The following is a 25,252-nucleotide window of genomic DNA, read 5'->3' on the forward strand; positions in this document are numbered from 1 at the left end:
ATAGCAATGTGTGCAAAGGAGTCCCTTGAAGATATTAAATGCTTGGTTTTAATAAGGCTAAATTGGTATATGGGGGGATAGAAATAATCTATCCCCGGCCGCTAAATAGATGTTACATCAATAAGAAAGGGTTTGTATTCTGGATCCATTATTGTGAGTTGGTCACGTACTAGTTGTCGTAAAGAGGCGGCTGGACGTAGGCAATAATTTACCAACTCATCCTGACTTACTTTTAAATCAGGAAAGAGTAGCTTCAAATAACCAGTAGCTAAACGGTTGATAGCATTACGATCACGCACATCATTCGTTCCAGTAATTATTCCATATGCTTTGATATGATCTTCATAACCTGCTCTGTGGCGTAAGTTATGAAGTACGTCTCCAAAGAAATCAGCTTTAAAGCCTATCTGAGTTGATATAGAACCTTCTTCGATTCTTGGTAGCTGCCAGCCAGGCAATATTCCATGTATGCGATCAATGAACGCAGTCTCTCGTAGAAATTCTGGTAGATTTAAGAAAAGATTTTCAAAACGTGGATTTCCATCAGCTGCTAGTGGTATATTGGCCAGCATGACAATACCTGCCGTCGCTGCATTTTGTTGTTTCCCGCCTCGAGAAAAGCTTCCCGATTCCAGGTAATCTTTAAGCACTCCAATGACTTCATTTGGATTATCAAAAGAGAGTGATTGTGCTTCATCAAAAACTACAACATCAAATCTTGTAAGCAGCCCTGATTGATTGGTTGCATTATTATGGAATAAAACCGCAGCGGTAACCTTTCCTCCTGAAATTAAGCGTACATAGCGCGATAAATTGAGGTATACAAACGATTTTCCTGTGCCTTTAGGGGCTAGTTCTATTAAATTTACGCGTTCTTGAACAATTGGGATGAGACGTGCAAGAAGGAGCATCATCTGATCTGGTGTATAGTATATAGGATTGTATCCCATACTACTTATAAGCAGATCTCTCCATTCTTCTAGCGTAAAATGTTGGCGTTGCTCGCAAAAGAGGTCAAGATCAATAGTTGCTGCTTGCATTGGACGGAAGTCGACCATCCGTATTTGTCCAAACGGATTTTCTTTCCCATTGGGGGATTGATATTCCAGGCGGCCAACTCCCCAGACCCCCCATTAAGTAGAAGTGGATAATTTTCAACAATATATGATTCTATGGTTGCCCTATTTTCATCCAAACAGGGGATTTTGAGAATGTATTCATCTGTGCGAAGATTTACCTCCACACTATAAGTATCCAGAATGAGAAGGGTCCCCCATTTTTTAATTTGGCTTTTAACTGTTCCTTCTGATCTTTTGGTGGCAAATGCTTATTGACGAAATCGCGCATGTTTTTCCGAGCAGTTTCATCAATTTGACCATTGTTTAAATAGCGCGAGACAATCCATTCGCTCACATACATAGGAACACTTTCGGTTCCAATACTTGCTTTACGAATAAGTGCTTTATTTACACATACTTCACCATAATATTGAAGTGCTTTATCCTCAAAAGATAGTGTCATATTAAAATTCCTCAAACATATCGTCTATACTGTTCACCTGTAACCGCCGTATTGGCATGGATAATGATCCGGTACAATTGTTATATTGCCCTCCACCATCGCATGAAAGTTGCCAATGAATATATTGTATCTCTTGAGTGCCTGTCGCTTGAAATTCAACATCTACAGTATCTAAAGTGTATGGTTCTATTGTCAGTGGTACGGAGGTAATGGATTTCTCAAACACTGTCAATTTTGTGATCTTGAGGGGAAATTTATTCATATTTTTTATAGTTAATGGCACTGTAACATGCGGTACAGCTACACTAAGTGGTGGATGCGTTGAAAAAGGGACTTGAAAAATGACGTATTACACGGCACACTGTTTGTATGAAAAAACAACAGAAAGCGCCAATGAACACGTCTTCTCAATTTTGCCCTAATTTGACGTGTTCCGCAAGGGGTCAAAAAGGGCAAGGAACTATTGTGGTTCATGATCGTCAACGTGAACGCTATCGTTGTAAGGTCTGCAAAAAAACGTTTACATCCCGAACAGGAACCATGTTCGAAGGGCTCCGCAAACCAACCGAGCTCATTGTCATTGTGGTAACTTTGCTTGCCTATGGCTGTCCGGTGCAAGCGATTGTCAAAGCCTTTCGTTTAGATGAAAGAACCATTGCCAACTGGCGAGATCGCTCTGGAGCACATTGCCAACGGGTCCATGAACAAATGATGCAGCAGGCTGACCTCACTCTGAGTCATGTGCAAGCCGATGAAATTCGAGTCAAAGGAAGAAAAAAGGTCATCTGGATGGCCCTGGCGATGCTGGTTCCTACGAGATTGTGGTTGGCAGGCGTGGTGCAGCCAACTCGCGATACTCCGTTAGCCGATCGGTTGTTTGAGCAGGTTCGTCAGTGGACCAAGCACATCAGTGCGATCCTGGTCTGCGTGGATGGCTGGCCAGCCTATCCACACAGTATTGAGCGAGCCTTTCGCTCAAAAATCAAGCGCACAGCTGGAAGAGGACGCTGTTGTCTGGAAATGTGGTCGGGATTGGTGATTGGACAAGTGATCAAGCGTCAATACAAGCATCGTGTGGTTGAAGTGGAACGGCGTTTGCTACGTGGGGATCCGCATCAAGCACAGAAGTTGTTACAAACGACACCAGGATGCACGATTCTCAATACGGCGTACATTGAACGATTGAATGGCACCATGCGAGAGCGTTTGGCACAGTTAACCCGGAAATGCCGACATGCCGCATGTCGGCTTGAGAGCTTGCATCACGGCATGTATCTGTTGGGTGTCACCTACAATCTCTGTTGGTCCCATCAACAGTTGAGCACAAATCAGCAGCAGATCAGTCCGGCGATGGCCAGCGGTTTAACCGATCATCTGTGGAGTATTGTTGAGTTGTTAACGTACAAGGTCGTGCCCGAACCCTGGCACGAACCGAAAAAACGAGGACGCAAACGGATCAAACCGTTGCCTGATCCTAATCAGTCAAAGCGACCACGAGGGAGACCTCGTCTTCGACCGTTGCCTGATCCCAATCAGCCAAAACGGCCGAGGGGGCGACCTCGTAAAGTCATTTTGAGCTCATCCACCGTTTAGTGTGGCTGTACCTAACATGCTGTCCCGGCCGTAAATATCCCTCTACGTGTAGTATCGGTTCAATAAATGTTTCTGCAGTCGGCTGAAGTTTAAGCGTGGCAACAACAACCTCTTCAGGAGTTGCTCCTCCATGAGTCCATCCCGTGGAACGACGTTCTATCGCACTATAGCCTTTGGGTATTAAATAATGCTTGGGTAAAATGAATAAATCTTTTTGTAAATAGTGCCAATGTTGAGTAAGAGCAAGTAAATCTTCCTTAGTGGGTGTTTTATGGGTTGCACAAACCCGCGTTCGCTGGAAAGGCTTGACGTTGATTTCTGTAGGGGCATTCTCAAAATTATCATCATCTCCCAATATGTATGCAAATTGAGGGATTTTTAATACCATTGTTTGCTCGGGTAAAAGTGTACTTCCATGATCACTGCTTACAAAGGCTTGTGGATGTAAACCTTGTTCAATACAGCGCTCAAAAGCATCTTTAATAAGGCGTGCAATGAGTTTAAGGTGCCCATCAATGCTTTCATCGTCAGTAAAGCCCTGAACCGCATGACAATGATGATCAAGAGCATTATAGAGTAGAGCGTAAAGTCCTGGCGCAATGTTCTTGGAAAGAGCGTGCTCTAACTCATAGTGTTGTGTGAAAACATGAATATCCTTAAATTCTTTTTTTAAACGCGTTTTGAGTATTTGGATGGTTGGTTGTTTCGTTATAGATGCATCCAGATAACCATGTATTAATGCACTCTTCGAAATTGCTGTAATGGTTGGCAATACAGAAATGGATGGCTGAATTTGCACACTAGTACTCTGTCATCCTTGATTTGATAAATGGGAACAAAAGGAGTATCCTTGAGTCACGAATCAAAAAACCGATCTCAAGGAGGCATCCATGAAGAAGTATAGCATCCAGTTAGACGCAGAACAACGCAAGCTGTTAGAGAGTATGCTCACCGGAGGCAAAGCTTCAGCGCGCAGCCAGACCCATGCGAGGATTTTACTGAAAGCCGATCAAGGAGAGCATGGAGCGGGTTGGGAAGATCAGCAGATTGCTGAAACCCTAGGCGTGGGAACGGCAACCGTAGGACGGGTCCGTCAACGCTTTGTGGAGGGAGGGCTGCTGGATGCACTCGTGCGGCGTCCCCAGCCGGAACGACCGGAGAAACGGAAAATGAATGGGGAACTGGAAGCGCAGTTGGTCACGCTCGCGTGTAGTCAGACGGAAGGAGGGCAAAAGCGCTGGACGATGCGCATGCTCGCGGACAAATTGGTGCAGTTGGGGTACGTCGATCAGATCAGCCACCAAACGGTGTGGGTGACGTTAAAAAAAATGAACTCAAACCGTGGCTAAAGAACCAGTATTGTATTCCCCCGGAGGCTAATGCAGATTTTGTGTATCATATGGAAGATGTGCTGGAGGTGTACCAGCGTCCGTATGATCCAAAGCGTCCAAAGATCTGCATGGATGAGGGAAGTAAACAGGTGTTGGCCCATACCCGCGAGCCGATTCCGATGGAAGCGGGTGAACCCGAACGCATCGATTATGAGTACGAACGGAAAGGAGTGTGCAGCGTGTTTGTGGCGATGGAACCCGAAACCGGGACCTGTCAGGTGCGTGTGAGTAAGCGGCGCACGAAAAAGGATTGGGCACTCTTTTTGCGCGAGATCATTGACGTCCAGTATCCCCATGCGGACAAGATTGTGTTGGTGATGGACAATCTCAATACCCATACCCCCTCTTCGTTTTACGAGACGTTTGAACCAGCCGAGGCCCGCCGATTGACCGAGAAACTAGAAATCCACTACACGCCCAAGCATGGGAGTTGGCTGAATATGGCCGAGATCGAACTGTCCATTTTAGCGCGTCAATGCTTGTCCGATCGCTTTCCAAGCAGAGAGGCGCTTGCCGCTCAGGTGGATGCCTGGCAACGTGAGCGCAACCAGGCAAAAGTAACGATCAACTGGCGTTTTACCACCGCGGATGCGCGCATCAAACTCAAACGCCTTTATCCATCAATTGAACAATGACAAACTACTAGTAATATCGCGTTCCTGACAAAAGCTTTGTAACTTTTTTCCTTGCCACCACGTCAAGCCATCGATGATAAACCAGAAGACAACATCAGCTGAACGAGATTTAAAAGGTTTTTTGATCTCATCTAATTGATGCGGAGCAAAGGGAGCACGTGAGTCTTGTGGTAGTTTTGGATAATGAGCGATTAGCCAATCTTCAAAATGACGGGCTAATTGCATTTGTGTCGTTCGAGGTTGATTGGTACGGATAACCCAAGAAAAATAAGGCATGTACTCATCTGTTACCCAATCTAACCATTGCCTGGTTGACCAATGAGATAGAGGTTGATTGGGAGTGGGAGGCGGAATGACCTTTTTGAGCGCTTCAGTTATATTTTTTGTACGTGGAAGATGTGAGAAGTGTACTTTGATATGTTCTAAGAGATCTTCTGAAAGTTGACCAACATTTTTTTTTGTTAAAGTATCTATCATATCTAATTCAGCATCGGATAAACCAGACATGGCATCAATAGTTTGTTGAATGTTCGCTTTTGTGTTTTCTAACAAGCGTGAATACCAAAAATCTCTTAATAGGGCATGGTAAAGTTTTAATTGCTCAATGCATACGTGCGTATGTTGACTGCAATCTACCAATGGTACATTATTCAAATCTAAAGCACTTATGAAAGGAAGCGGATACATTCGCAATGCCCAACGAGAGAAAATTTTGCTAGCTGCCTGTTTGAAGTCTATATCAAGGAAAAATTGATAACGGATATCTAGAGCCGCCCATTGAATGATGCGTGTTTTTATCAATGGGAGAAAAGAGCTTGGTATAGGTGGCCCTTTTACAAGATATTCGCTTAGATTAACTAGGTGATGCGTATCCAATTCTATAGATTCCCATATAGGATGGAACTTTTGACTTAGTATCCACCCTATTGGATCAGCGATGATTTTTTCGTGGGGTGGTTGTAATGTATGTATTAAATCACGCTGTTGTGTTTCTCCTAACCCCTTGGGAGGTAAGAATCCAAAGCGTTGTTCAAAATATGTGTCTAGACGTATTTCTTTCCATGTAATGATTTGAGGATCATAGGCGATGAGATCTTTTAGCCAATGTCCCAAGATAGGAAATTGTATGTAGGCTTCGTATTCTGTGTCGACATTATCAAGAGCATTGCGAAGCCATTTCCGGAGCGGGATATAATCTTGTATCCTGCTTGCTACAAAAGTTGTGCTTGTAGGAGTGATTGACTGGATGTGATGAAAGTCACGGTAAATAGTAATCATTGAGGGTCATACTCCTCAACTAGTTTTTTCCATAACAAGTGCTGCTCTCTTAAAGAGAGGCTATTAAAAATGTTTTTAATTGACGCAAAGGCAATATCTGTTGATGTAGAGGTATTCACTGAAGGAGAAAAATGTGGAACTATTCTATTGTCATCAACGGTTCTTTTTTGATCTACCTCGCTACTGAGGAGTGGATGGTCCGATGCACGTGTTTGTTTTTGTTCTGCATCACTATTTTTGTTGCCCTGTAAGAATGGTTGAGGTGCACGAGTTGAGATAGTGTTGGGAGAATTTAATGCTCTATTGGGTATATCTAACTGCGTTTTCAACGGAGACATTGAAGATTTACCATTAATGTCTTGTTCCTTTGATGAGATGCTAGCACCCTGGGCAGGCAAGAGAGTGGTTTTTGCTTGTGGTAGTGAGTCAGCTTTGTTCTCAATATTGACTATGGTACGATGCAACTTATCAATGTAGATTTGGCTCATACTAATAGATTGCCATTCTTCAAAAATAGGTAATCCCCATTTAATAGGTAATGTATTGAGAAAGATTTGCTCAAAATTATTATAGGTGGGAGTATCATCAAGCAACTTAATAAGGGTGAACGAATCGGTTGTTTGCGTTACATGTGTTGATAATATTGCCCCAACACGTTCTTTTCGCCATTTTTTGATTGCTTCAAAAATGTGTTGTTCATTATTTGAAAGTTCTGTTAAACCAAACTCCTGGCCAATCTGGATGGTTACGACGTTCCGAAGTTTATTAGGAACTTGTAGTAGTAATTTATAAGCGTTCTTAAAACGAGTTAACGCCTCCTCTACATCAGCACTAGTCCATATAGTATTATTACTATCCAAGCCAAGTTTTGATGGTAGTATTTTCAGGAGTGGGGCTATTTTTGCTTCTTCATTATGCTGTCTCCCTATTTCTACTATAGCTCTAATGATATCAAAAATTTCTTCTGATGCATTAGGTAATACCGTTTTTAGTTCATTTGATGAATGCATATGCGAGAAAATTGAATATTTTTCAAGAAATTTGAAAAATATTGTGTAATCTGATTGCTTTGCACCGTGCCAGCTGTTTGACGGCTATAGAAATCCATATTGCCGTTGAATATGTTTGCTAATCCATTTAAGAAATTTTTCTGTTGTTGCGACAAGGGTTTATATATAATCATGTAATCTTTAGGACTTTCAACCATACTAATAATATTATCTGCTGATATATTTACCTGCTGATTGAAATTATTAAAAAGGCTGTTTTTGGGTCGACTATATATTTCAATATAATCTCGATTCAGACTTACAAAAGCGGCGATAAAAAACAATAGAACTGAAGGATATAAACCATATGGCCGATTTTTCAGTTGTTCTGTAATATCTGACCATTGTACTTTTGGGTCCTGTAACGGGAGCGTAAAGATTCCTGTGTGAAACGCCCACCAGTACGCTCAAGGGCCATTTTGGATGAGTTAGTATTATTCTGGGCACTAGCAAAACTTTGTAGGCTTACCACATAAAAATGAAGCTGTTCTTTCCCTGATCTTGCCGCAGTTTCCGCAAGATTATCAATAGCCTTAATATCTGGAGCAGTGGTCGATGAATCGCCAAGCTTTTCTAGTAAATGTGTGAATTCATCATTAATTATAAATATGCCACTGTATTTTCCACTAGCAACCAGTTTTTGGATACCGCCTCGAAGGCCTCATCTGGCCTTTCAATGACTGCGTTTGGATGAAATGGCATTCCAAGAGCACTGATAGTTGTTTGGCGAAATATTTCTAGCGCTCTATCTGCTTGAGGGCTTGCTAAATTATGTTTCAATTGAACAAGCGTGATACCATGCACTTCTTGTAATATTCTATCGACACGCTCAATATTATCTGGAAGTTTTTCTTCCCATTGCTCAATGAGATCTTTTGCAGCTTTATAATAAGTAGTGCCAAGTAAATCTGGTTGTTGGATGCGATCTAATGCTTTTTTTAGTCCATCTAACACAAAGCTACTAAAAGTTGTTGCTGTATCTGCTTGAAGAAGAACGAGTAAGAATGGTGGTTTGTTTAATCGTGCTTCATAAATAATTTCTGCTTTATTAGGATTGAGGTTACGTAATCGTTTGAAAAAAGGAATTAGAAGCTCGTTATCAGACGAGCGAGTGATATAGTTTGCGATCATGAGCATGAGATCAGATTTTCCTGTACCATAAGTACCTGTGAAAAGCTTGGCACGTTTTTCTGAGTTCATTTGCAAGCTATATTGAATATTCATAAATATTTCAAGTGTATCGTGGGTTGGGATATAGTTTTCAACAAAGTGACGATTATATTCTTCATTAAAAAAATCTTTTGGGAGTTGTACTGAAGGCTTAAATCCGCCTTGGATTTCTACGATGTGGCGCATCTTTTGAGTCACAGGTCCACTCCTTATCGTAATTCAAATATATGATTTGGATTCATTTGAGGAAATATTTCTAAAAGCTTATCGGCAGTACGAGCGCGTGTTACAAATATGACACCAGCTTGTAGGTTTGGAGCGCGTCCTACACGCAAAAAAAATTCCCTTGTATATCTTATCCCAGCTAGCCAAGCTTGCTCATATCTGTATCCCCAGACCATAAGCCAAGCATTGACTAATTCGTCGAAGAAAATATATTCGCTGTTTGCTTCATTGCACCAACGATATAAATCTTCTAAGAAATCTGCTGGTCGATATACTTCTTCTCGCCCAATCAAACTGTCTAAATAACCTGGTTCAAGAGTAAAGTTGATGTATTTCCAATTATTGTTCTGACACAGTTTTTTGCTTAAGGATGTTTTTCCGCAACGGGGCTCGCCGACTATCCAAAGAACACGATAGCGTGCTTGTTGATTGCATACCGTGTACACTCGGTCCACAATCTCTTTTTCATCATCTTGTCTATTCATTGTTGTTGATAGTAGCGTTCTAGAAGACTACTAGCTGGGATTTGCTGTAGGCGGTTAACTGGTTCGTGTTGTGTATCAGAAAAACTCACGTAGCCCAGGCGTGTCAAGTCAATAACAAAACGACGTATTTGATTTCGATCTGCTAAGCATAAGCGGCCAATACTCTCATCATCTTCACAAAGCTGTGAAAAGCGGAGGGTATTAGAAAAATTATAGCGATGTTGCCACCAATCAAAAAGCATATATCCAATTATCAGGGAAGAAGGGTAATCAGGTCGACTAATTTGATAAGTCTTATCATGTTTTTCTAATATATTTAGTTTGGCAAGGGCATCGGGTCGAACATAGGTAGATAAAGCAGCAATGGGATCTTTCTTTAGTGCAGAGCGATTTTTTGCTTCTACGCCTACTTTATCTTCAAAATACATTTGAAATTTGTCTGATGTAAAATCGAAACAATGAGGTAAAAAATAGTTAAATAGCATATACCATGCTTCGGAAGTTTCTTCTTGTTTTACAGATAAATAGTAATGCAAAATCCACTGAGTACCTAAATCTGATAAAGTTGAATCATACTGACATACAAGCTGCCCAAAATCGGTTAATTGATAAATTTTTGTTGGTTGAGAATCTTGACGTGTTATAATTTTAACCAATCCCGTATGACGTAACCATGCTGAAAACCCTTCAGCTACTGGTCGATTGACGCTCATACTACGAGCTAAATCTTCATGACTTGTTTGTGGATTGTTTTGCACATAGTTGAGAGCACTGCTTAAACGTTGGAGATCCAAGCTAAAATTCTGAAAAAAGCCCATTGTTTTTCCCATTCAGTAAACCCCCTAATAATTGTAAATCAAATACTAATCTAAAAAGATTAGAGACATATTAATAGATCAAATATAAGTAAAAATAGTGGGTGCTTGCTAAATTTTTTGACATACCTGTAAATAATGAAAGCATCTCTATTCACATAAGACTTTTCATTATTGGTGTAGCCTAAAGTCAAGCAATTGCATGTAAGATATTTTACATTGAAAATACTCATCCGGCAAGACTTATTTTTTTAGATTATTCCTTTAATTTTATGTCCATGGTAAGTAAACGCTCCTTAGCAGATCCACTTTCTAACGAGAGTGAATCTGCTACTTATCAATTAGTAGGTAAGTTACTAAATCTTTCTCACATGAGAAATAATTTGTTGATAGGCGGTAGGTAGATCATGGGCAATAATATATTCATTGAGCCATATTGTCTTCTCCTTATATTTGGGGGCATCTCTTAACGCTGGATGTGCCAATATCACAAGAGGCGCTTTCATTCCATTATCATTATGTGATTCAACCATCAGCGGCACTTTTTCTTTATTGGTTGTCACATCAGTTTTACAGATATATCCATCTAGCTCTAAGAAACGTTTCAAAGGGGATAATAACGCTATCTGTTCTTTAATGTTGCCTACTTCAGGAATCTGTTTATAAAGGGCATAGGCGAGAAGTTGCCTGGCCAAAAAGCGATCTAGCTGTTCATGCCAAAAGCGGTTACCATAATGACGTAAACACCTCGTACAGGAGCGTTCACAGTGCGCAGGGCAATTGCTTAGCAATTTTTCTGTTGCTTGGAGAATTTCAGATAAGTATTTCCCTGCTTCTGCGGAGTAGCCTGCTCCTCCAGATGCAGTATCGAATAAGTATATATCGACGAATAACTTTGCATCGCTGCCCTCTTCTATCAGTGCTGGTATGAGACGGTAATTGGCACTGAGTGCATTTGCGTCGACATCAAGGTATCTACTCGCTGTTAATGCAACTGCCTCTGCCAGTGTGCGTAGCCCATCATGCAACCATGGAGATTGTGGATCACAAGATAATGGTTCTCTGAGCGCGAAACGGAAAAGCAAGAGATCTGTATTAAAAGTATAGCCTAGATATAGACTTTGCTCATATATAGGTCCTGTACAATATTGTCCCATTTTCCGTTTGAAGTGGCGATAGTCAACCAGGAATGGGCGTACATGTCGGGTTGGTTTCTGGCGTTCATATTGCACCTCTGGCCAGATTGCGCCACACTCCTGACAGAGGCGGAAACCTTCCTGGGCAGGTCCTTTATTCACTAATATCAAGCGTCTATTTTGAGCATAAGTATAGCGTGCGTAAGGAAAGGTATGAGTATTCCACTCAAACTGATCTGATTTAGTGGGTAAGGGTAGTTGCGCGACAGATGAGTTGCTATAGTGTTGTTCTCTATCATGCTCTCTAAGTGGCTTGGCCCCTTCTGGCGAAAAACCTGGGGGATCAAGCATTTCTCGTTCCGAAAGTTCCCCTCCACATATTGGGCAACATTCCTGTTCATTATTTAGCGATTTTTCCCGTACATATGTGCATTTCTCGCATGAGACATATGATTGCAGATTCTGGAGCGAAATACCATTGTAAGGCGTTTGTTCATCATAGATACCACCAACACGGTAGGTTTTTTTATTGATGACCAGTAAGCGTCCGGGGGCATACTCGCTCAATGCTTGTGATTTACTTTGCTGGGGGCGCTCCTTAATTAGAACACGTTCACCATCTTTTTCAAAGACAGAGAATGAACTGAGATCTGTAGGAAAAGCATAGCTGGGAAGGAGTCCTTGATCAAAAAGAACATCAAGTAAGTACACTGCTTTTATGCGTTGATTTGTTACAATATCAGCTTTTTCTCTGTCCAATGGAACTGATTTTGTGACGTATGTCTTTTCAGTCGCGATTGTTTCTAGCTGTGCCAAAAAGTTATTTGCAACTTCTGTAATAAAAGCGTGTTTCCATGATTGTTGCTTTGCCTTAGTGGTTATATATGTAGGACATAGTTCATCAGGTAACCAACTAATGAGCGTGGTAGTTGTGCTTGTGGTCAGTTCTAATATATTATCGGTAACCCAGCGACGAAATGCGGAGAGTGAAAATGAGCCAGTGTCTTGAAAAAAAGCGTGGGCCGTACCTAAGGAATTCATAACATGTGGGTGCTGTTGAATGAGTTGTTGTAGAGCTTGCTCTGACATGTGAGCCAATTGCTTCTGGAAAAAAGTTTGTATTAAAAAAGCATGAATGTGACGAGTTACTAACCTTGGATTGTTGATATTAATGAGTGGGTCACGTAATTTGCCACTAATTATCTCTTGCGGATGCTCATAGTAATAATTTTCGTGTGCTCCACCTTGTGCATATGTTAGCACTGTTGAAACTGCTGTTCCTCTGCGGCCTGCTCGCCCAGCACGTTGTTGATAATTTTCTCGTTGTGGTGGTACATTGCGTAATCCAATAGCCGTGAGCGATCCTATATCAATGCCTACTTCCATTGTTGTTGTACAGCTTAGTATATCAACAGGTGGTTTACTATGATTAATTGCCACATCTTGAAAGCGTAATTCGTGTTCCTCTGTGGTTGCATAAATAGCTCTTTCATCGCGCTGAGATAATTGTGCACTATGTTCTTCAGCAGTTATATGTACTGGTCTTTTGCCATGGAGCACTTCTCGTAAAGGATCCAGAAAATAGCCTTTTCTAGATTTCATAGATGGATGTTGGGGGGATCGCTGCTCAAGATGTTGTGAACCACACTGTGTACAGCACTGACGTAAGACTGTGTGTTGGATGGTGCCACAATCCAGGCAATGTTGCCAGTCATCATCAATAGTAAGTACAAGTTGTAGGGCAGCTGGCTTGAGAAAGATAGTATCATTTATCTCTTCACAGAAGAAACTACAGCACTTTTCGTGGAATGGTTGTAGCTGTGTTTGGTCGATTGACATGTTCTTATTATCAAGGATATGTTCCATTTTCTTTAAGGATTGTTTATGTGACAACCCCCGGAAATAAGTGTCGACATCCCAACGGGATTCTTCTCGAATTGTATGATCGAACGCAGTTTCACCTAATAGCTGTTGGATCCATAAGGTTATTAGTGTTGCAACCTCTTGCTCATTGAGTGCCAGTGGCAAGCCATTGAGCTTCCTTATAAATCTTTTCACATCTTGTGGTTGGGGAATGACTACTGCAGCACATATCTCTGATAAAGAATAGTATGGATCACATAGTTGCTTTAACAATGCTATTTTATATTGTTCTGGTAAAGTCGTTGGTTGCCAACCATCATATAATGCATCTTCAAGGATACTATCATAATACTCTTGATAGTGTGTGATATGTCGGAGCAATTGTGATTGGGACTCATCATTTTGATCGAAAAAGTGCAAGTTAAAGTCAGCACAGACTGACACGAAAGAGACATAAAGTGTTTCATTCAATCGAGGAGTAAAAGTGGGCATTTGTTGTAGGCGTTGTACTGCAATTACCAGTGCCTGACGGAAGGTATCAAATTCTACTTCGCGTGGTAAGTCGCGTGCCAGGCGAGCTGCTTTCTGGCGGCCGTCAGAGAACAGTAATAATTTGCGACCTCCATTTGGTGTCTGAGGCCCGATATCTTTTACGGCTGGTTGGAGCTGAAATTGATGGCGAACAAGATTAGCAAAAGGTTGTTCACCTCTAGTTGCAAGGTTAGAAGTTTTACGTTCCATGTTCTTGCGCGTACAGACAGGGCAGGTAGTGAATATAGGCGTTGTTTGCTCTTTGTCATCGTTTGTAACTTCAGATTCTGAACCTGGTAACTGCACAGATCTTTTCTTTTTTGAATTGATTTGTTTTTTTGTGTGCTCTTGTTGTTGAGAAACACGCCAGCATTGCAGGTAACGCTGTATATTATCAGGCTGTCGTGTTATGACTCGTCCAGTTGCAATATCGAGCCAAATTTGTTCAACTTTGTCGCGCATAGATGGATGAGGTTCTTCTAGCAAGAGCCAGGCTTCTATCAGAGGCGTACTAAAATTTTTTAATGATCCTCCTTGCTCGTGCCAGTAAAAATCCGCCTCTTTGTCTTGTCCGAACACCCTTAAGAAGGAAGCTCCACACGATCTATGAGTTATGAGTTCGAAGACTCGCCCCTTTAAATTGCACGTGCAATGTGTTTGAGGCTCAGTATGCAGCCTGCCCAAAAGTAAGTGTTCTTGGGGAAGATATCTCCGCTTATCGCAGTTTGGATTAATACAGGCGTAGATAGTAGGTAAACCACGAAAAAAGAGATGTAAGCGTGTCGGCATTAGTGCACGTTTATTCTTTGTTGCGTATGTACCCAGTGCTAATAGCGTAGAGATTGCAGCCTCTGCTTGTCTGAATTCTGCGACAGGTGAGAAATTCTTCGTAAGCTCGTGTAGTCCATGGGCCTCAGATGTCGTAGCGTGAATAATATACTCTAGAGGACCAAAACCATAGAGTTGATCGTACAGATATGTCTGGAGTTGTGTTTCACTTGCCTCTTGATTACTGTGTGAAGTTGGAATAGAGAGTGGTGGCCAATGCAGTTGTTGTCCTAGTACTGAGATAGCTTGAATTGCTCCATTTATATTTTCTGTTCTTCGAAAGAATGCCTGGAGATCAAATTGTGCCAAAAATTTGAGTTCATCTTCTGTTGGGAGACGCGCAGCAGGCCTTTGTTCACGTTGGCCTTGAATCAAATCAAAGGAGGTTTCGGTCGTAAATGTATTTCCAGTCAGGTTTTCGGCAAAGGTAAATATTTTTTTCGCACTTTCTTTATCTTTGACCTCCAGGCTGGCACTGGTGAGAATACAACGCAACTGGCCCTGGGGAATGTCGAGGCGTGATCGCAGCCGACGTAGGAGTAGCGCCACTTCCGCTCCCGCGACCCCTCGATACATATGGGCTTCATCTAGTACTAACAACAATGAATTGCTTTTATCTTGTTTAAGCCATTCGGCGGTTTGCTGAAAAATTGATCGTTCGATCGGGCGAACAAGCATGTATTCAAGGATTGAGTAGTTAGTGACAAGTATGTCAGGACAGTTCTGCTGCATTTCATGGCGTGTGAGTAGTTCACTATCCATTGCTTGTGTTTGTAAGCGGTTGCGCCAGAGACTTCCTTTTTCGCCCAGAAAGTTTCGAATATCTTTAGCAGGCCAGCGTCCTCTTATTTGTAATTCGCGTTTGAGTTCTGCTTCTTTTGATGTTGGATCTTTCTGAAAAGCTTCCTCTAGTTTGAGATAATAGCTTAACCACTCTTCAACGTTTTTGTCTTTATCCGATTCTCGTAAACCTGGATATGGAGTTCTACCAGTATACATGCCGAAGCGCGGAAAACGTCCGTAGTGTAGTAAAAAATATTGCTTTAGACGTTCATCGCCAAAGAGACGGCGTAATCGTGATACCTGATCGCTAACCAATGCATTCATTGGATAAAGTAACAGTGCGCGGCACCCTGGTCGTTGAAATGATGAAGTTAATGTATGCGCTTCACGTAATAGGTTTCCCAGAATAGGTAGTAGAAACGTTTCCGTCTTTCCTGAACCTGTGCCAGTTGCTACAATTAAATCTTTGTCTTCCTTGAAAAAGGCTGTCAATGCCTGTGCTTGATGTGCATATGGTTGTGGAAAGATACCAATGCCAGGCTGCCATTGTGAGAAGTGATTAAACGCTTCACTAAGTGGGTCTGGTAGTTGAAGCTTATTATATGCGTCCCCAAAAGCATAGGTGGGTGTAGTTTCTATAAATGGTTGTTGACTTATACAGCCATATTCCTGTAACAATGCACGCCTCTCTTGAATAATGCCAATATCGCGGATAGGATATTGTGCTTCCAGGTAGCGTTGTAGTCCTTCATGCAATTGGCTTGCGATTTCATTCGCCCCATATTTTTCTGTTATGTGCATGTTTTTCACTTTTCTAAATCTTCTTTTTATGTATATGCACGCCTAAATTTTGTAATGTTGAATCTACTTGCTTTTCATATTCCAATGGCATATGCCAAATGCGTGGATAGTATTTACCATCCTGGTTAGGTTGAACATAGCCAAGGGCTGTGAATAATCTCTGCACATCCTTTGGAAGTTCGTTTTCTAGATTGACAAGATATCTCTGCTGAGACAATTTTACTTGTATTGAAGCATTAACAGGACGTTTGTAGTATGCGTCAATGCCATAGAAGAGGCGTCGATAGTCTTTCAGACCTATTTCAAGCTCACCAATTTTTATAATCTTTTGGTTTTTAATCTCTATGACACGATAATGTAGGCTGAAAGCAGCTTCAAAGCGCGCTAAATAGCGGTCGTCAGGGAGATCGTAGTTTTTCGTCCATCGTAAATATTGGTATTTGTTGTTATGGTATGGCCAGTAAACTTCCAGAGAATATTCTCCATGTGAGTAGTTCTGCAACGTAATTTGTTCCAACTGATTTCTAGCCCACTTTTCGATCTGTTCCTTTGGTTTTTTTAACCAATCATCTAATGATTGGTTTGGACACAGAATACCAAGCATCTCAGGGTCTAGAGGACAGAATCGTGCAAAGTTATTGTGTTCTAGTACTTGTCGTGCATCATTTGGAAAGCGCGCTGTAGGTAATCCGCCTACTAGAATCCATTTATTCACGTCTGCCAGATAAATCTTCCGTAGTGGTGCTGGTCGCCAGTATCCATTGGGAAGTTCTACAATATCACCTATTTGCTCTAACTCTGTTAACGACTCTCGATGGAGTCCATAAAGAGATTGGATCTGGCTTTCTTCAGATCTTCTATCTGGTACCTGTTGATCTTTGGATGCTAAAGATGTATTGGTATATAAGCTGTTGCGATTTTCATAAATAGGCTCTATTAGTTTTTTTGCGGAATTGAGTAATTTCTGAATGTGCACAGATTGCGTGCCTTCGGCACTGTGCATCCACAGGGCTGCGCGAATAGTTTCTGCCTGAATCGTATCTTGTGGTATACTCATTCCTGTTTCTTTTGCCAGTCCAAGATTAATGAGTGCGATACGTTCTATCTCGGTGCTGTTTAAAGTATTAAGAAGGCGCACAGAGATCTCTGCCCGAAAGTTATTTAATGTATTCTGGTTTGATTGCATCATGAAAATTGCTCCACCAGATGTCGAATCTTTGTGAGTTGTTGTTTAATCTCTTTTTGATAATCCTTGTGAGCCATGAGTAGTGTTCTTATTTGATCAGTAGCTATTGCTTTTGGAAGAAGTGAATGAAAGAGAATTTGTTCGTTAGTTACATCTATATCCCTTGAATTCAATTTTAAAAGAACTGAGCTGAATTGTTGAGTGAGTTTGTGGCTTAGTCTACTTGTATTTATTGTGCCCCAGTCTATTTCTTCTAGATCTTCTACTGAGGTATTTTGCTGAATTTCATTGTTCCAGCGTGTCCAATCACCCACTGATACCATAGAATGCATTTTTTCTTCTTTGCGAGGTTGCATTAATCGTTGTTCGTTATGATCATCTTTTACTATATCCATGTTGATCAGCATACTGTAATCCCAGAAAGATGGAGGTGGCGGAAACACACTTACTCCATCAGCAAGAGTTGTTGCTAACAGAACATTCTTAGGCCAGTGTAATGTATGCAGTGTATTATAAGGATCACTATCATTGACTGTAGCTGGATGAAAAATATGAAGTGAATGTATTTGTGTCTCTGCAGCACTCTCAATATAGCATGTTAGTAGTGGCATGAGATAGGTGTCTATAGCTGCTTTGTTGATGCCTTCTAACACAACAAGATAAAGGTTGTCGGTATGCTCTTGAGCATCTAATAAGAGATCAGCTAACCCTGATTGATGAGGCACAAATATATGATGGGCAATGTCTACTGTTCCAATCAGATCAGTTGGTAAGATTTGCGTTGGCGAAATAGGAATCCACAGACTTCTTCCGCGAGCTGCCAGATCGGCATAGATCTGTAATATACTAAAAGCATCTTCTCCTACAAGAGTCGGGACCACACCAGCAAGAAATGAGCTATGAAGGATAGTGGCAATGTTTGGAGCAAAACCTTGTTTTGTAAATGCCTTTCTAATTTCCATGTGAAATTTCTGATGAACAATTATAGTTTTTGCTGTTTCTTTGGGATTATAAGCCCATAAACTTTTTCCTGGTTTATTTTGCTGATGTACTGTCCCTTTGATTATTTCATGAAGCGTGGCCAGTTCTTTTTGATGAGCCTCCCTGGCTTCTTTTATTTCTTGTTGTAACTGTTTGAGTATTATCTGATGTTGTGCGATAGCATCTTTCATATCATTTAATTGTTTATGTTCGCGTTGATATTGTTCAAGATTAGTACTGAATGTTTCTATTTTTGTCTGTAAATATTTGATATTGCTGTCTAATGTTTCTTTTTCGGTATCTGGTTTGTTTTGCTCATGTGTTCTTGCAAGATTTTTGGATTTCATAGTTGTTGTACGTTTGGTATCAGCTGTAATCTTAATATTCTGTCTCTGTCCCTGGATAGCTGATATATTCGTATGTTGTGATTCTAGCTCTGGTATTTTTTCTGGTATTTTGTCAATCAAGTTGTAAGTAGTTAAATCTATGTAGCCTATAAAAGCAGGAGATGGTGTCCAAGGAGATAAAAACTTTCGGCCTGGAAAAAGGTTTAAAGTAATAAAGCGCTCTTCTAGTAAGCTTACTAATGGTAGATAGAAGCCATTGGCAATGTAATCAATACAATAATAATGATGTCTTGCTCCTTGTTTTTCTAATGTCATATTTACTGGCCCCGCCCAAATATTCTGATCTAACCACAAATAGGCTTGCTGGCATGCACTAGAAGGTAGGATAATCTCTTTTACTTCTTTGACAATATCGATAAAGGAGCCTCGATTATATCCCTGAAAGTTAATAATTTCGATGAATGGTTGATGATAAGTCAGAACATAAAATAGTTTTGTTTCAGCATCTGTGTCTATATTAAAAGTCCACAATGTATCCTTTATGGCCTCTACTGGTGGATTTTTCCAGATAACCAGTTCCTGGCTAAGATTTGGTGCTAAGGCTATAAATTCTTGCTTATCATTGTCTATCTTATATTTAGGATTTAGGTAAGCAAGACCTTTGTCAATACGTGTAACTATACCAAGGTATAATGTCATATGGTTGCCCTCTTTGTTTAACTAACTTTGCAAAAATGCATACTAGGCCATATTAGAATAACTGGTGTATATGAGTGTTGTTTATTTAGTTAGACGAGTAAGCATAATCATGTGCCCTAGAAATCCCGTTGGGATTCTGGTGAGACTTATAAGCTTATCGCGTTCAATGCTGGTATCACATTGGCTAAGGTAATCTTTTAATAATGGTGGCATTGGTACATATTGAGTATCTAATGAGTTTTCAGACGAAATAACCTCGCTGAGCCACCGCATTTTTCGGGTTAACATAGTTTTGTGAGACAGTTGCACTGAGGAAGGAGCCTCAATCTGAAGCTTTATCAAGCCAAAGCTGCCAGCGTCTAAGCGCACATTGAAAAGCCCTCCATCTTCTAAGATCCATTCGATTTCTTCAGATAGTTTTTTTGCGGCGTCCTTAGCGGAAATCTGCCTCTTTCTCTGTATTGCCTTATCCTCGATACGCCATGTTATGTCCAAAGGAACTGGACACTGGATAGTAAATTTTAGGTCGCCTTCCAGGTCAGAAGGCTCTAGCTGTTCATCGTAATAGTCACGTTGTGTGTTCTGCTTATCAAAGGCTATATATTTATATGCATGGTTTTCTGTTTCAAATATGACTGTAAGAGGATCTACAATTTCCATTAACCGCGGATTAGTAGAGGAGATTTTGATTTCTAGGGGTTGGATACGGGCCTCTGTCGCCTTTATAAGATAGTTTCCTGGCTGGGGCAATGAGAGCACTATATAAGAGTTCTCCTGTAGTATGTATCTGCCTTGATTTAATATGTGTCCTTGAGGAGTTGCAATCTTCAACTCAATTTCTTCCTCGCTATGTTGGCTGTTTATTGAATGGTGAGCCGCGAGAATAATTTCCTTATGTTGCTCGATAATAGGAACGTGATGAGGGGTATAATGAAGCGCAGGTGGAGAAACAAGGGTCAGTTTCCATGGCACTTCACGCAATGTATAATTGAGTTCTTCTAACCAGTCACGAATCCTTTGCGGAGGATCACCATTTTCATTTTCCTGAAAGTTTATTTTCCATGCTTGCCAGGAACGTAGGTTGGTGACTTTGTTCTGAATGTGTATAGTGCCCAGGTCTTCCACATGTAGTTCTGATGGAAGAGAGGTGTTAGCTGGTGCTACAAAATAATAATCTCTGTCTGGATAGACGAGGTCTTGTGGCTGTAAACGTATTCCTTGCTTATCTGGACCGTGGAAAAGTGTCCCTCTCGTTGAGAGTCCAGTAATTTTGTTGCCGAAACGTTCTTTTGCATTCCAATCTCTAGGCCAGTCGACTACTTCTACCTGATAATCTTCTTCTTGAGGGCGTATGGTGCAGAGTGGCTTGTTCTTTGATGCAAGATAGTTAACGACATGAGTGATGGAATGCTGCATTCGATGATCTTTAATGTAAAGTGAATGTGTCTTAGTTCGAAGTAAATATTCAGCTTGTACCCATTCATTTGGAATCTTGGGACAAACCACCTTCAACTCCCAGCCTCCGCTTGTTTCGAGGCATGCAAGGTTAAGGAGCTTAGGAGCACTTCCTTTTACTACTTCATCACCCACATTTGTCCCAAATATGAGCCACTGGCGTTCTTTGAGCGTCTCAAATAACTTATCCGAGATTGGTAACCCATTAGTGTCATGATATGTTGGAAGATGTTCCAACTGTGTACGTAAGAATGCTACACCTTTTTCCTCTACCGTACACCGTCGTGGGCTTTCTTTCCAGCCAAGTTTATAACCAATGTAGTAGCCACCATTCTTCTTTTGATGTAAAATTGCCATATCTATACATACTTTCTAACATCATCATAGATGCTAAACATATGCTGTTGAGATAAAAGTAGCTAGATTTATTGAGAAAGTAAATGAGGTCAGTTGCCTCATCTATATAAATTGTTCACAAATGTTCCCACATAGATCAACAAAAGTCAAGACTTTTTTTCTATGATTTTTATATAGAATTCAGAATAAAATAATCTTTTTTTGTTATGTATTTGTTGGTTTTTTTTCTTACATATTGATAAATATCTCGCTATACTATTTAATCACCTGACTATTGTGCTTTTGATGCTTTCCATGGAAAGCGGGGAGCGGTTATTACTATCGATTCACAAATTCTTCCTCATCTTAGCTAGAAGGTGATCGTGTCAGAGCATTAAAGGCGGAAAGAAAAGACAATAATAACGGAGAAGTTCCCAGAGGTTATCTTTTCAAATGAATATTTGCGCATAGGCCTTTTTACGTGGTTTTTTCTACGAGCGCGAAAGATTTCTAGCCCAGCAGGCAATGGCAGTAATGGTGTGATTGGCATTCCCTTACGACTTATCCTCTTATTTAATAAGGAAAGTGTAGCAAGTTCTCACCACATTACCAGGGATTCACCAAAAAGTATCATGAACCAATTATACGCTGTCGTTAATACCAGAGGGAGGCGATAGTTACTTTATACGCCAGATTATCAAAGACTGGGAGGATAGAGAATGCACCATCATTCTACAGAATTGCATGCGTGCTATGAATCCTGGTGGCACTATTCTCGTGGCTGAAGCAGTGCTTGAAGCAGACAAAACAGATCTGTTAACCAGGTTGACTGATCTTGTGCTCATGGTTGATCTTGCTGGACGTGAGCGCAATGCGACCGAATTTCGCAGATTGTTTGCAACCGCCGGGCTCGCGTTGAAGCGTATTGTTCCAACAAAGTCGAACTACAAAATCATGGAACTGGAGGCGAAGATTGATGAACAACTTGAGCAGTGAAGACCTTGCGTGAGACATGAATCATCCCGGAAAGGGGAAAAGCTGAACTCAGAGAGGCGTGGAATGCCGGAGAAAGCTCAACCCCTTCCGGAATCTGCTCAGAGGGACGCCAAATGGGTGCCACTGTCCTCTATTCAACCAAAGACCAGGATTTTGAGGAGAGGTCAGTAGTTGACAGTTCGTTTAAATGGACCCGTCGAAGGCCAGGTGAACCGGCTCAAGTATATTAAACGCTCCATGTATGGCAGAGGGAGTTTTCAGCTCCTACGTCAGCGTGTTTTGGATGTTGCTTAATTGGTAAGCACAGTTTATGCGGATGAACCATCCTTTCTTTTAGCTATCTAGGCAAATGCATAGCGTGGAATATTCCCCCAATAACCAGGCTATGGTCAGAGCAAGTATCTTATTATAACCATTGCCATTCTTCACAAATCTCGACGAGTGAGGATGCAATGGTTTCTAAAACGTCGGGCGAAAGAATGGGGGTAGAGAAGAGATCTTTCGTAAAAACAGAATTGAAAACCTGTTGACGTGACCATGTTTGCATCGAAGATAACGCATTGGTCATTGCCCAACGTATGGAGCGCAATAATGGTGTTTGCTCCTGCACAAAAAGGACATATGCAGCTAACGATTTTGCCTTTTGCCATTCATCTACAATTGCCTCTGCTGCCTCTAAGCCATGTTTTATGGCAGCAGCACGCATATCTTTAGTCAGGAACTCGTCGGTGACATGAGAGAGCGTATGGGCAAATATCTCCGCTCGCAATTGATCATTTGTGATTGTGCCTGCTATATCCAGTCCTTGTTCCAATAACGCCCCTGTAAGATAAGGTGCTAATACTACAAGAACCCTTGCCAGAATTTCTTTATTCTTAAAGTTTAATGAAGTATTGAAAAATGACATGATTTGTTCTGGTTTTAAAAGAGGGGCTAATTCTGTCAGCACTCTGAATATCTGACCTTCATTGTGGGGTGTTTGAGTTGTTTCCTGATAGATACGGGGGACTTTCTGTAATTGTAATTGGTCCTCTTGAGAAACATGAGTTTGATTTTCTTCATTTTGGATAGCAAGCATCTCTTCCCTAATTTTTGTAGGACCTATTTTTTTTGACTGTTCTGAAAGTGCTTTGAGTACTCTGTTTTTATTCACTTCGTTTTTGAACAGCAACGCCTCTTTCCAGGTCAGTTCCACTTGCTCTTTTGTTAGCCAGGGTACTAAAGCTGCGAACATTTTAGCTTTCGTGGCTTCATCTTTAAAGGTCAAAATTTCTTCCCAGGTTCGCTTAACCTGTGCTCCTTTTGATTTGAGCGCGAGGGCATTGAGCACTCTGGATCTATTCACTTCACTCTTGAATAACAGAATGGTATTCAGTACCTCGTCTAGCTGCGCTTCTCTCAATTTGTTTGCTATTTCTGTAAGCACTTTGGTCTTGTTCGCTTCATTTGTGAACAAAAGCGCCTCTGTTGTGACCTGCTTTACGGCGCTTCCTTCTAACCAGGGTGCCAGAACTGAGAATATTTTGGCCTTATTGTTTTCATCCTTAAAGGTTAAACCATATTGTAGAATCTGCTCTATGAGCGTTTTCTTATCTAATCCCGTTGCTCCTAATAACAGATTTGCCAGCACATTGGTTTGACTGTCTTCGCTTTTGAATTGCATGGTTAATTCCAATATACTTTTGGATTGTATTTTCCCTTTTGTTTTGAGGGCAAGTGCACCTAGCGCTTTGGCTTTATTTGTTTCATTTTCAAAATTGGAAATTGTCTTTACTATCTCTCTTGCCTGCGTATTATCGAGCAGACCTGCGCATTCGCTTAGTACCTTGGTTTTATTCGCTTCGTCTTTAAACGTGAGTACGGTTGCTAATACTGTGTCCATATGGGACCTGGGAAGACGTTTCAGTTCCGCCAGTACCTTGGCAATATTTTCTTCTTCTTTGAACTGTTGTAGTGTATACGTCAAAATGAGTTTTGCCAGATTGTTATCTAGTCTTGATAACCCCGCCAGTACCTTGGCTTTATTTTCTTCATTTTGGAATGTTAGCGTTTCTTCGATTAATTGCTTTATGTGGATTTCCTTCACATAATATGTCAGTTCAGCAAATACTTTTGCTTTATTGTCTTCGTTATGAAAGGTTAGTGTCTCGTTTATTACTTTTTCCACAAAAGGTTCTTCTAATCGAGGTGCCAGGACCGCAAATACTTTTGCTTTATGTTTTTCATCGCTAAATCTCAGTGTTTTCTCTATCACTTGTGTGATCTGTTGTCCCTTTATTTTGGAAGCTAAGGACATCAGCAATCCTACGATAGCTTCATCATTCTGCCAGCTTAAACTATCATTCAGAACCTGATCTATTTGCTCTTTTCCCAGACGTGGTAATAACGCAATAAGCAGCCTTACTTTATTTTCCTCATAGCCAAATGACAGGATTGTGTTTAACGTCTGTTCTACCTGTTTCTGTTCCATCTGAGGTATTAACTTTGTAAGAGCTTTTACCTTCGTTCCTCCGTACGTGGCAAGGTTCAATGCTATTTCCAGTCTGATTTCTACTGGTAATCGATTTGCTAGAGCATCCATCACATTGTTCTGATCCTTTTCATTGACTAACAGGAGAAGCGCTTTCAATCTTTGTTCAATGAGGTCATCTGACCAATGTGGGATCAGCACAATCTGGACATAAAAAGCTGCCAGTAATTCTTTGTGCATTTTTTTTACGAATTGATCTGCGGTCGAATAATTTTCCAGGAGCAGAATACGTTGCTTTCTATTCAGGCTATTGGCTAGAGCGATCAAAGCTTTGGTACGTATCCATAGATCTTGTAACGTGAGTATTCTATCGATTCCCTGATACACGAATTTTTTTGTCAACCAGGGGCTTAGTGTCTGAAAAAGTTCTGCTTGTTTTTGTTTATCCGGTAAGGATAGCGTGAGGTGTGTGCTTTCCGCTATCGCCTTTTCACGTAATTCATCTGTCAGGTATGGGGCGAGTGCGGCTAATAGTTCTGCTCGCTCCAAGTCGCCCGGCGAGGAGAATGCTATCTGTGTATTTTTTGCGATGATAATATCACGTTGTGCTTCTGGTAAATCTGAGATGAGAATTACTGAAGCTCTGGCCTGAGCCTGTTCATCCGACAACTTTAAAGT

General features: G+C 41.0%; 14 protein-coding genes and 2 pseudogenes. 3 read left to right on the forward strand and 13 right to left on the reverse strand.

All coding sequences use genetic code 11. The features are described from left to right. Positions 1-101: 101 nt before the first annotated feature. Both brxL and KDW_RS35070 read right to left on the reverse strand, forming a co-directional pair. Positions 102-1,118 (reverse strand): annotated as a pseudogene (brxL, locus tag KDW_RS19250) (BREX system Lon protease-like protein BrxL); the annotation flags it as partial. Positions 1,119-1,186: 68 nt separating this feature from the next. After that, positions 1,187-1,521, reverse strand: a pseudogene (locus KDW_RS35070) (anti-phage BREX system Lon protease BrxL); the annotation flags it as partial. Positions 1,522-1,986: 465 nt separating this feature from the next. Here KDW_RS35070 and KDW_RS19265 point away from each other — a divergent pair. Beyond that, positions 1,987-3,114 carry a hypothetical protein gene (locus tag KDW_RS19265; RefSeq protein ID WP_151754965.1) on the forward strand — a complete coding sequence of 376 codons (1,128 nt, stop codon included), beginning with the start codon at positions 1,987-1,989 and terminating at the stop codon, positions 3,112-3,114. Here the strand turns inward: KDW_RS19265 and KDW_RS19270 are convergent. Beyond that, entirely contained in the window at positions 3,089-3,913 is an 825-nt protein-coding gene (locus KDW_RS19270) for a hypothetical protein (protein WP_151757604.1), read from the reverse strand. The genes KDW_RS19265 and KDW_RS19270 overlap by 26 nt on opposite strands. A gap of 91 nt (positions 3,914-4,004) precedes the next feature. Here KDW_RS19270 and KDW_RS19275 point away from each other — a divergent pair. Continuing rightward, a protein-coding gene (locus KDW_RS19275) for an IS630 family transposase (RefSeq protein ID WP_151757411.1) occupies positions 4,005-5,140 on the forward strand; the annotation gives its coding sequence in 2 pieces (ribosomal slippage) (positions 4,005-4,425 and positions 4,425-5,140; 1,137 coding nt in all). Here KDW_RS19275 and KDW_RS19280 read toward each other — a convergent pair. The 9 genes from KDW_RS19280 to KDW_RS19320 form a co-directional block, all read right to left on the reverse strand. After that, complete coding sequence (locus tag KDW_RS19280) at positions 5,126-6,418, reverse strand: hypothetical protein (protein WP_151757605.1); 1,293 nt, start codon at positions 6,416-6,418, stop codon at positions 5,126-5,128. The two genes, KDW_RS19275 and KDW_RS19280, sit on opposite strands and share 15 nt — an antisense overlap. Further along, on the reverse strand, positions 6,415-7,428 hold the full coding sequence (locus tag KDW_RS19285; RefSeq protein WP_151757606.1) for a hypothetical protein: 1,014 nt from the start codon (positions 7,426-7,428) through the stop codon (positions 6,415-6,417). The genes KDW_RS19280 and KDW_RS19285 overlap by 4 nt, the downstream gene beginning before the upstream one ends. Positions 7,429-8,067: 639 nt before the next feature. Beyond that, positions 8,068-8,835, reverse strand: coding sequence for a hypothetical protein (locus tag KDW_RS19290; protein ID WP_151757607.1), 768 nt, complete (start codon positions 8,833-8,835; stop codon positions 8,068-8,070). 11 nt (positions 8,836-8,846) lie between these two features. Beyond that, a complete protein-coding gene (locus tag KDW_RS19295; protein WP_151757608.1) occupies positions 8,847-9,347 on the reverse strand; it encodes a hypothetical protein in 501 nt (166 codons plus the stop codon). Further along, positions 9,344-10,177 (reverse strand): DUF4007 family protein, encoded by an 834-nt coding sequence (locus tag KDW_RS19300; protein ID WP_151757609.1) that lies wholly within the window; start codon positions 10,175-10,177, stop codon positions 9,344-9,346. The genes KDW_RS19295 and KDW_RS19300 overlap by 4 nt, the downstream gene beginning before the upstream one ends. A 341-nt stretch (positions 10,178-10,518) precedes the next feature. Then, positions 10,519-16,104: a DEAD/DEAH box helicase family protein gene (locus KDW_RS19305; RefSeq protein WP_162005400.1), complete on the reverse strand. Its 5,586-nt coding sequence runs from the start codon at positions 16,102-16,104 to the stop codon at positions 10,519-10,521. A 13-nt stretch (positions 16,105-16,117) separates the two neighbouring features. After that, positions 16,118-17,293: a Druantia-type antiviral defence protein DruD gene (gene druD / locus KDW_RS19310; protein WP_151757611.1), complete on the reverse strand. Its 1,176-nt coding sequence runs from the start codon at positions 17,291-17,293 to the stop codon at positions 16,118-16,120. Continuing rightward, positions 17,290-19,317, reverse strand: coding sequence for a coiled-coil domain-containing protein (locus KDW_RS19315; protein WP_151757612.1), 2,028 nt, complete (start codon positions 19,315-19,317; stop codon positions 17,290-17,292). The genes druD and KDW_RS19315 overlap by 4 nt, the downstream gene beginning before the upstream one ends. Before the next feature lie 81 nt (positions 19,318-19,398). After that, the gene (locus KDW_RS19320) at positions 19,399-21,129 is read right to left on the reverse strand and encodes a hypothetical protein (protein ID WP_151757613.1); all 1,731 of its coding nucleotides are present in this window, start codon (positions 21,127-21,129) and stop codon (positions 19,399-19,401) included. 636 nt (positions 21,130-21,765) lie between these two features. Here KDW_RS19320 and KDW_RS19325 point away from each other — a divergent pair. After that, complete coding sequence (locus tag KDW_RS19325) at positions 21,766-22,104, forward strand: methyltransferase (protein WP_269822508.1); 339 nt, start codon at positions 21,766-21,768, stop codon at positions 22,102-22,104. A gap of 406 nt (positions 22,105-22,510) precedes the next feature. Here KDW_RS19325 and KDW_RS19330 read toward each other — a convergent pair whose 3' ends face one another. Continuing rightward, positions 22,511-25,243, reverse strand: a complete 2,733-nt coding sequence (locus tag KDW_RS19330) for a hypothetical protein (RefSeq protein WP_151757615.1) — start codon at positions 25,241-25,243, stop codon at positions 22,511-22,513. Positions 25,244-25,252 lie beyond the last annotated feature (9 nt).

This window comes from Dictyobacter vulcani, assembly GCF_008974265.1.
Taxonomy (GTDB): domain Bacteria; phylum Chloroflexota; class Ktedonobacteria; order Ktedonobacterales; family Ktedonobacteraceae; genus Dictyobacter; species Dictyobacter vulcani.

Excerpts from the sequence above, each read along its gene's own strand:
- KDW_RS19320 (WP_151757613.1), bottom strand. The coding sequence starts at position 21,129 with ATGGCAATTTTACATCAAAAGAAGAATGGTGGCTACTACATTGGTTAT.
- KDW_RS19280 (WP_151757605.1), bottom strand. The coding sequence starts at position 6,418 with ATGATTACTATTTACCGTGACTTTCATCACATCCAGTCAATCACTCCT.
- KDW_RS19305 (WP_162005400.1), bottom strand. The coding sequence starts at position 16,104 with ATGCACATAACAGAAAAATATGGGGCGAATGAAATCGCAAGCCAATTG.
- KDW_RS19295 (WP_151757608.1), bottom strand. The coding sequence starts at position 9,347 with ATGAATAGACAAGATGATGAAAAAGAGATTGTGGACCGAGTGTACACG.
- KDW_RS19285 (WP_151757606.1), bottom strand. The coding sequence starts at position 7,428 with ATGCATTCATCAAATGAACTAAAAACGGTATTACCTAATGCATCAGAA.
- KDW_RS19315 (WP_151757612.1), bottom strand. The coding sequence starts at position 19,317 with ATGACATTATACCTTGGTATAGTTACACGTATTGACAAAGGTCTTGCT.
- KDW_RS19300 (WP_151757609.1), bottom strand. The coding sequence starts at position 10,177 with ATGGGAAAAACAATGGGCTTTTTTCAGAATTTTAGCTTGGATCTCCAA.
- druD (WP_151757611.1), bottom strand. The coding sequence starts at position 17,293 with ATGATGCAATCAAACCAGAATACATTAAATAACTTTCGGGCAGAGATC.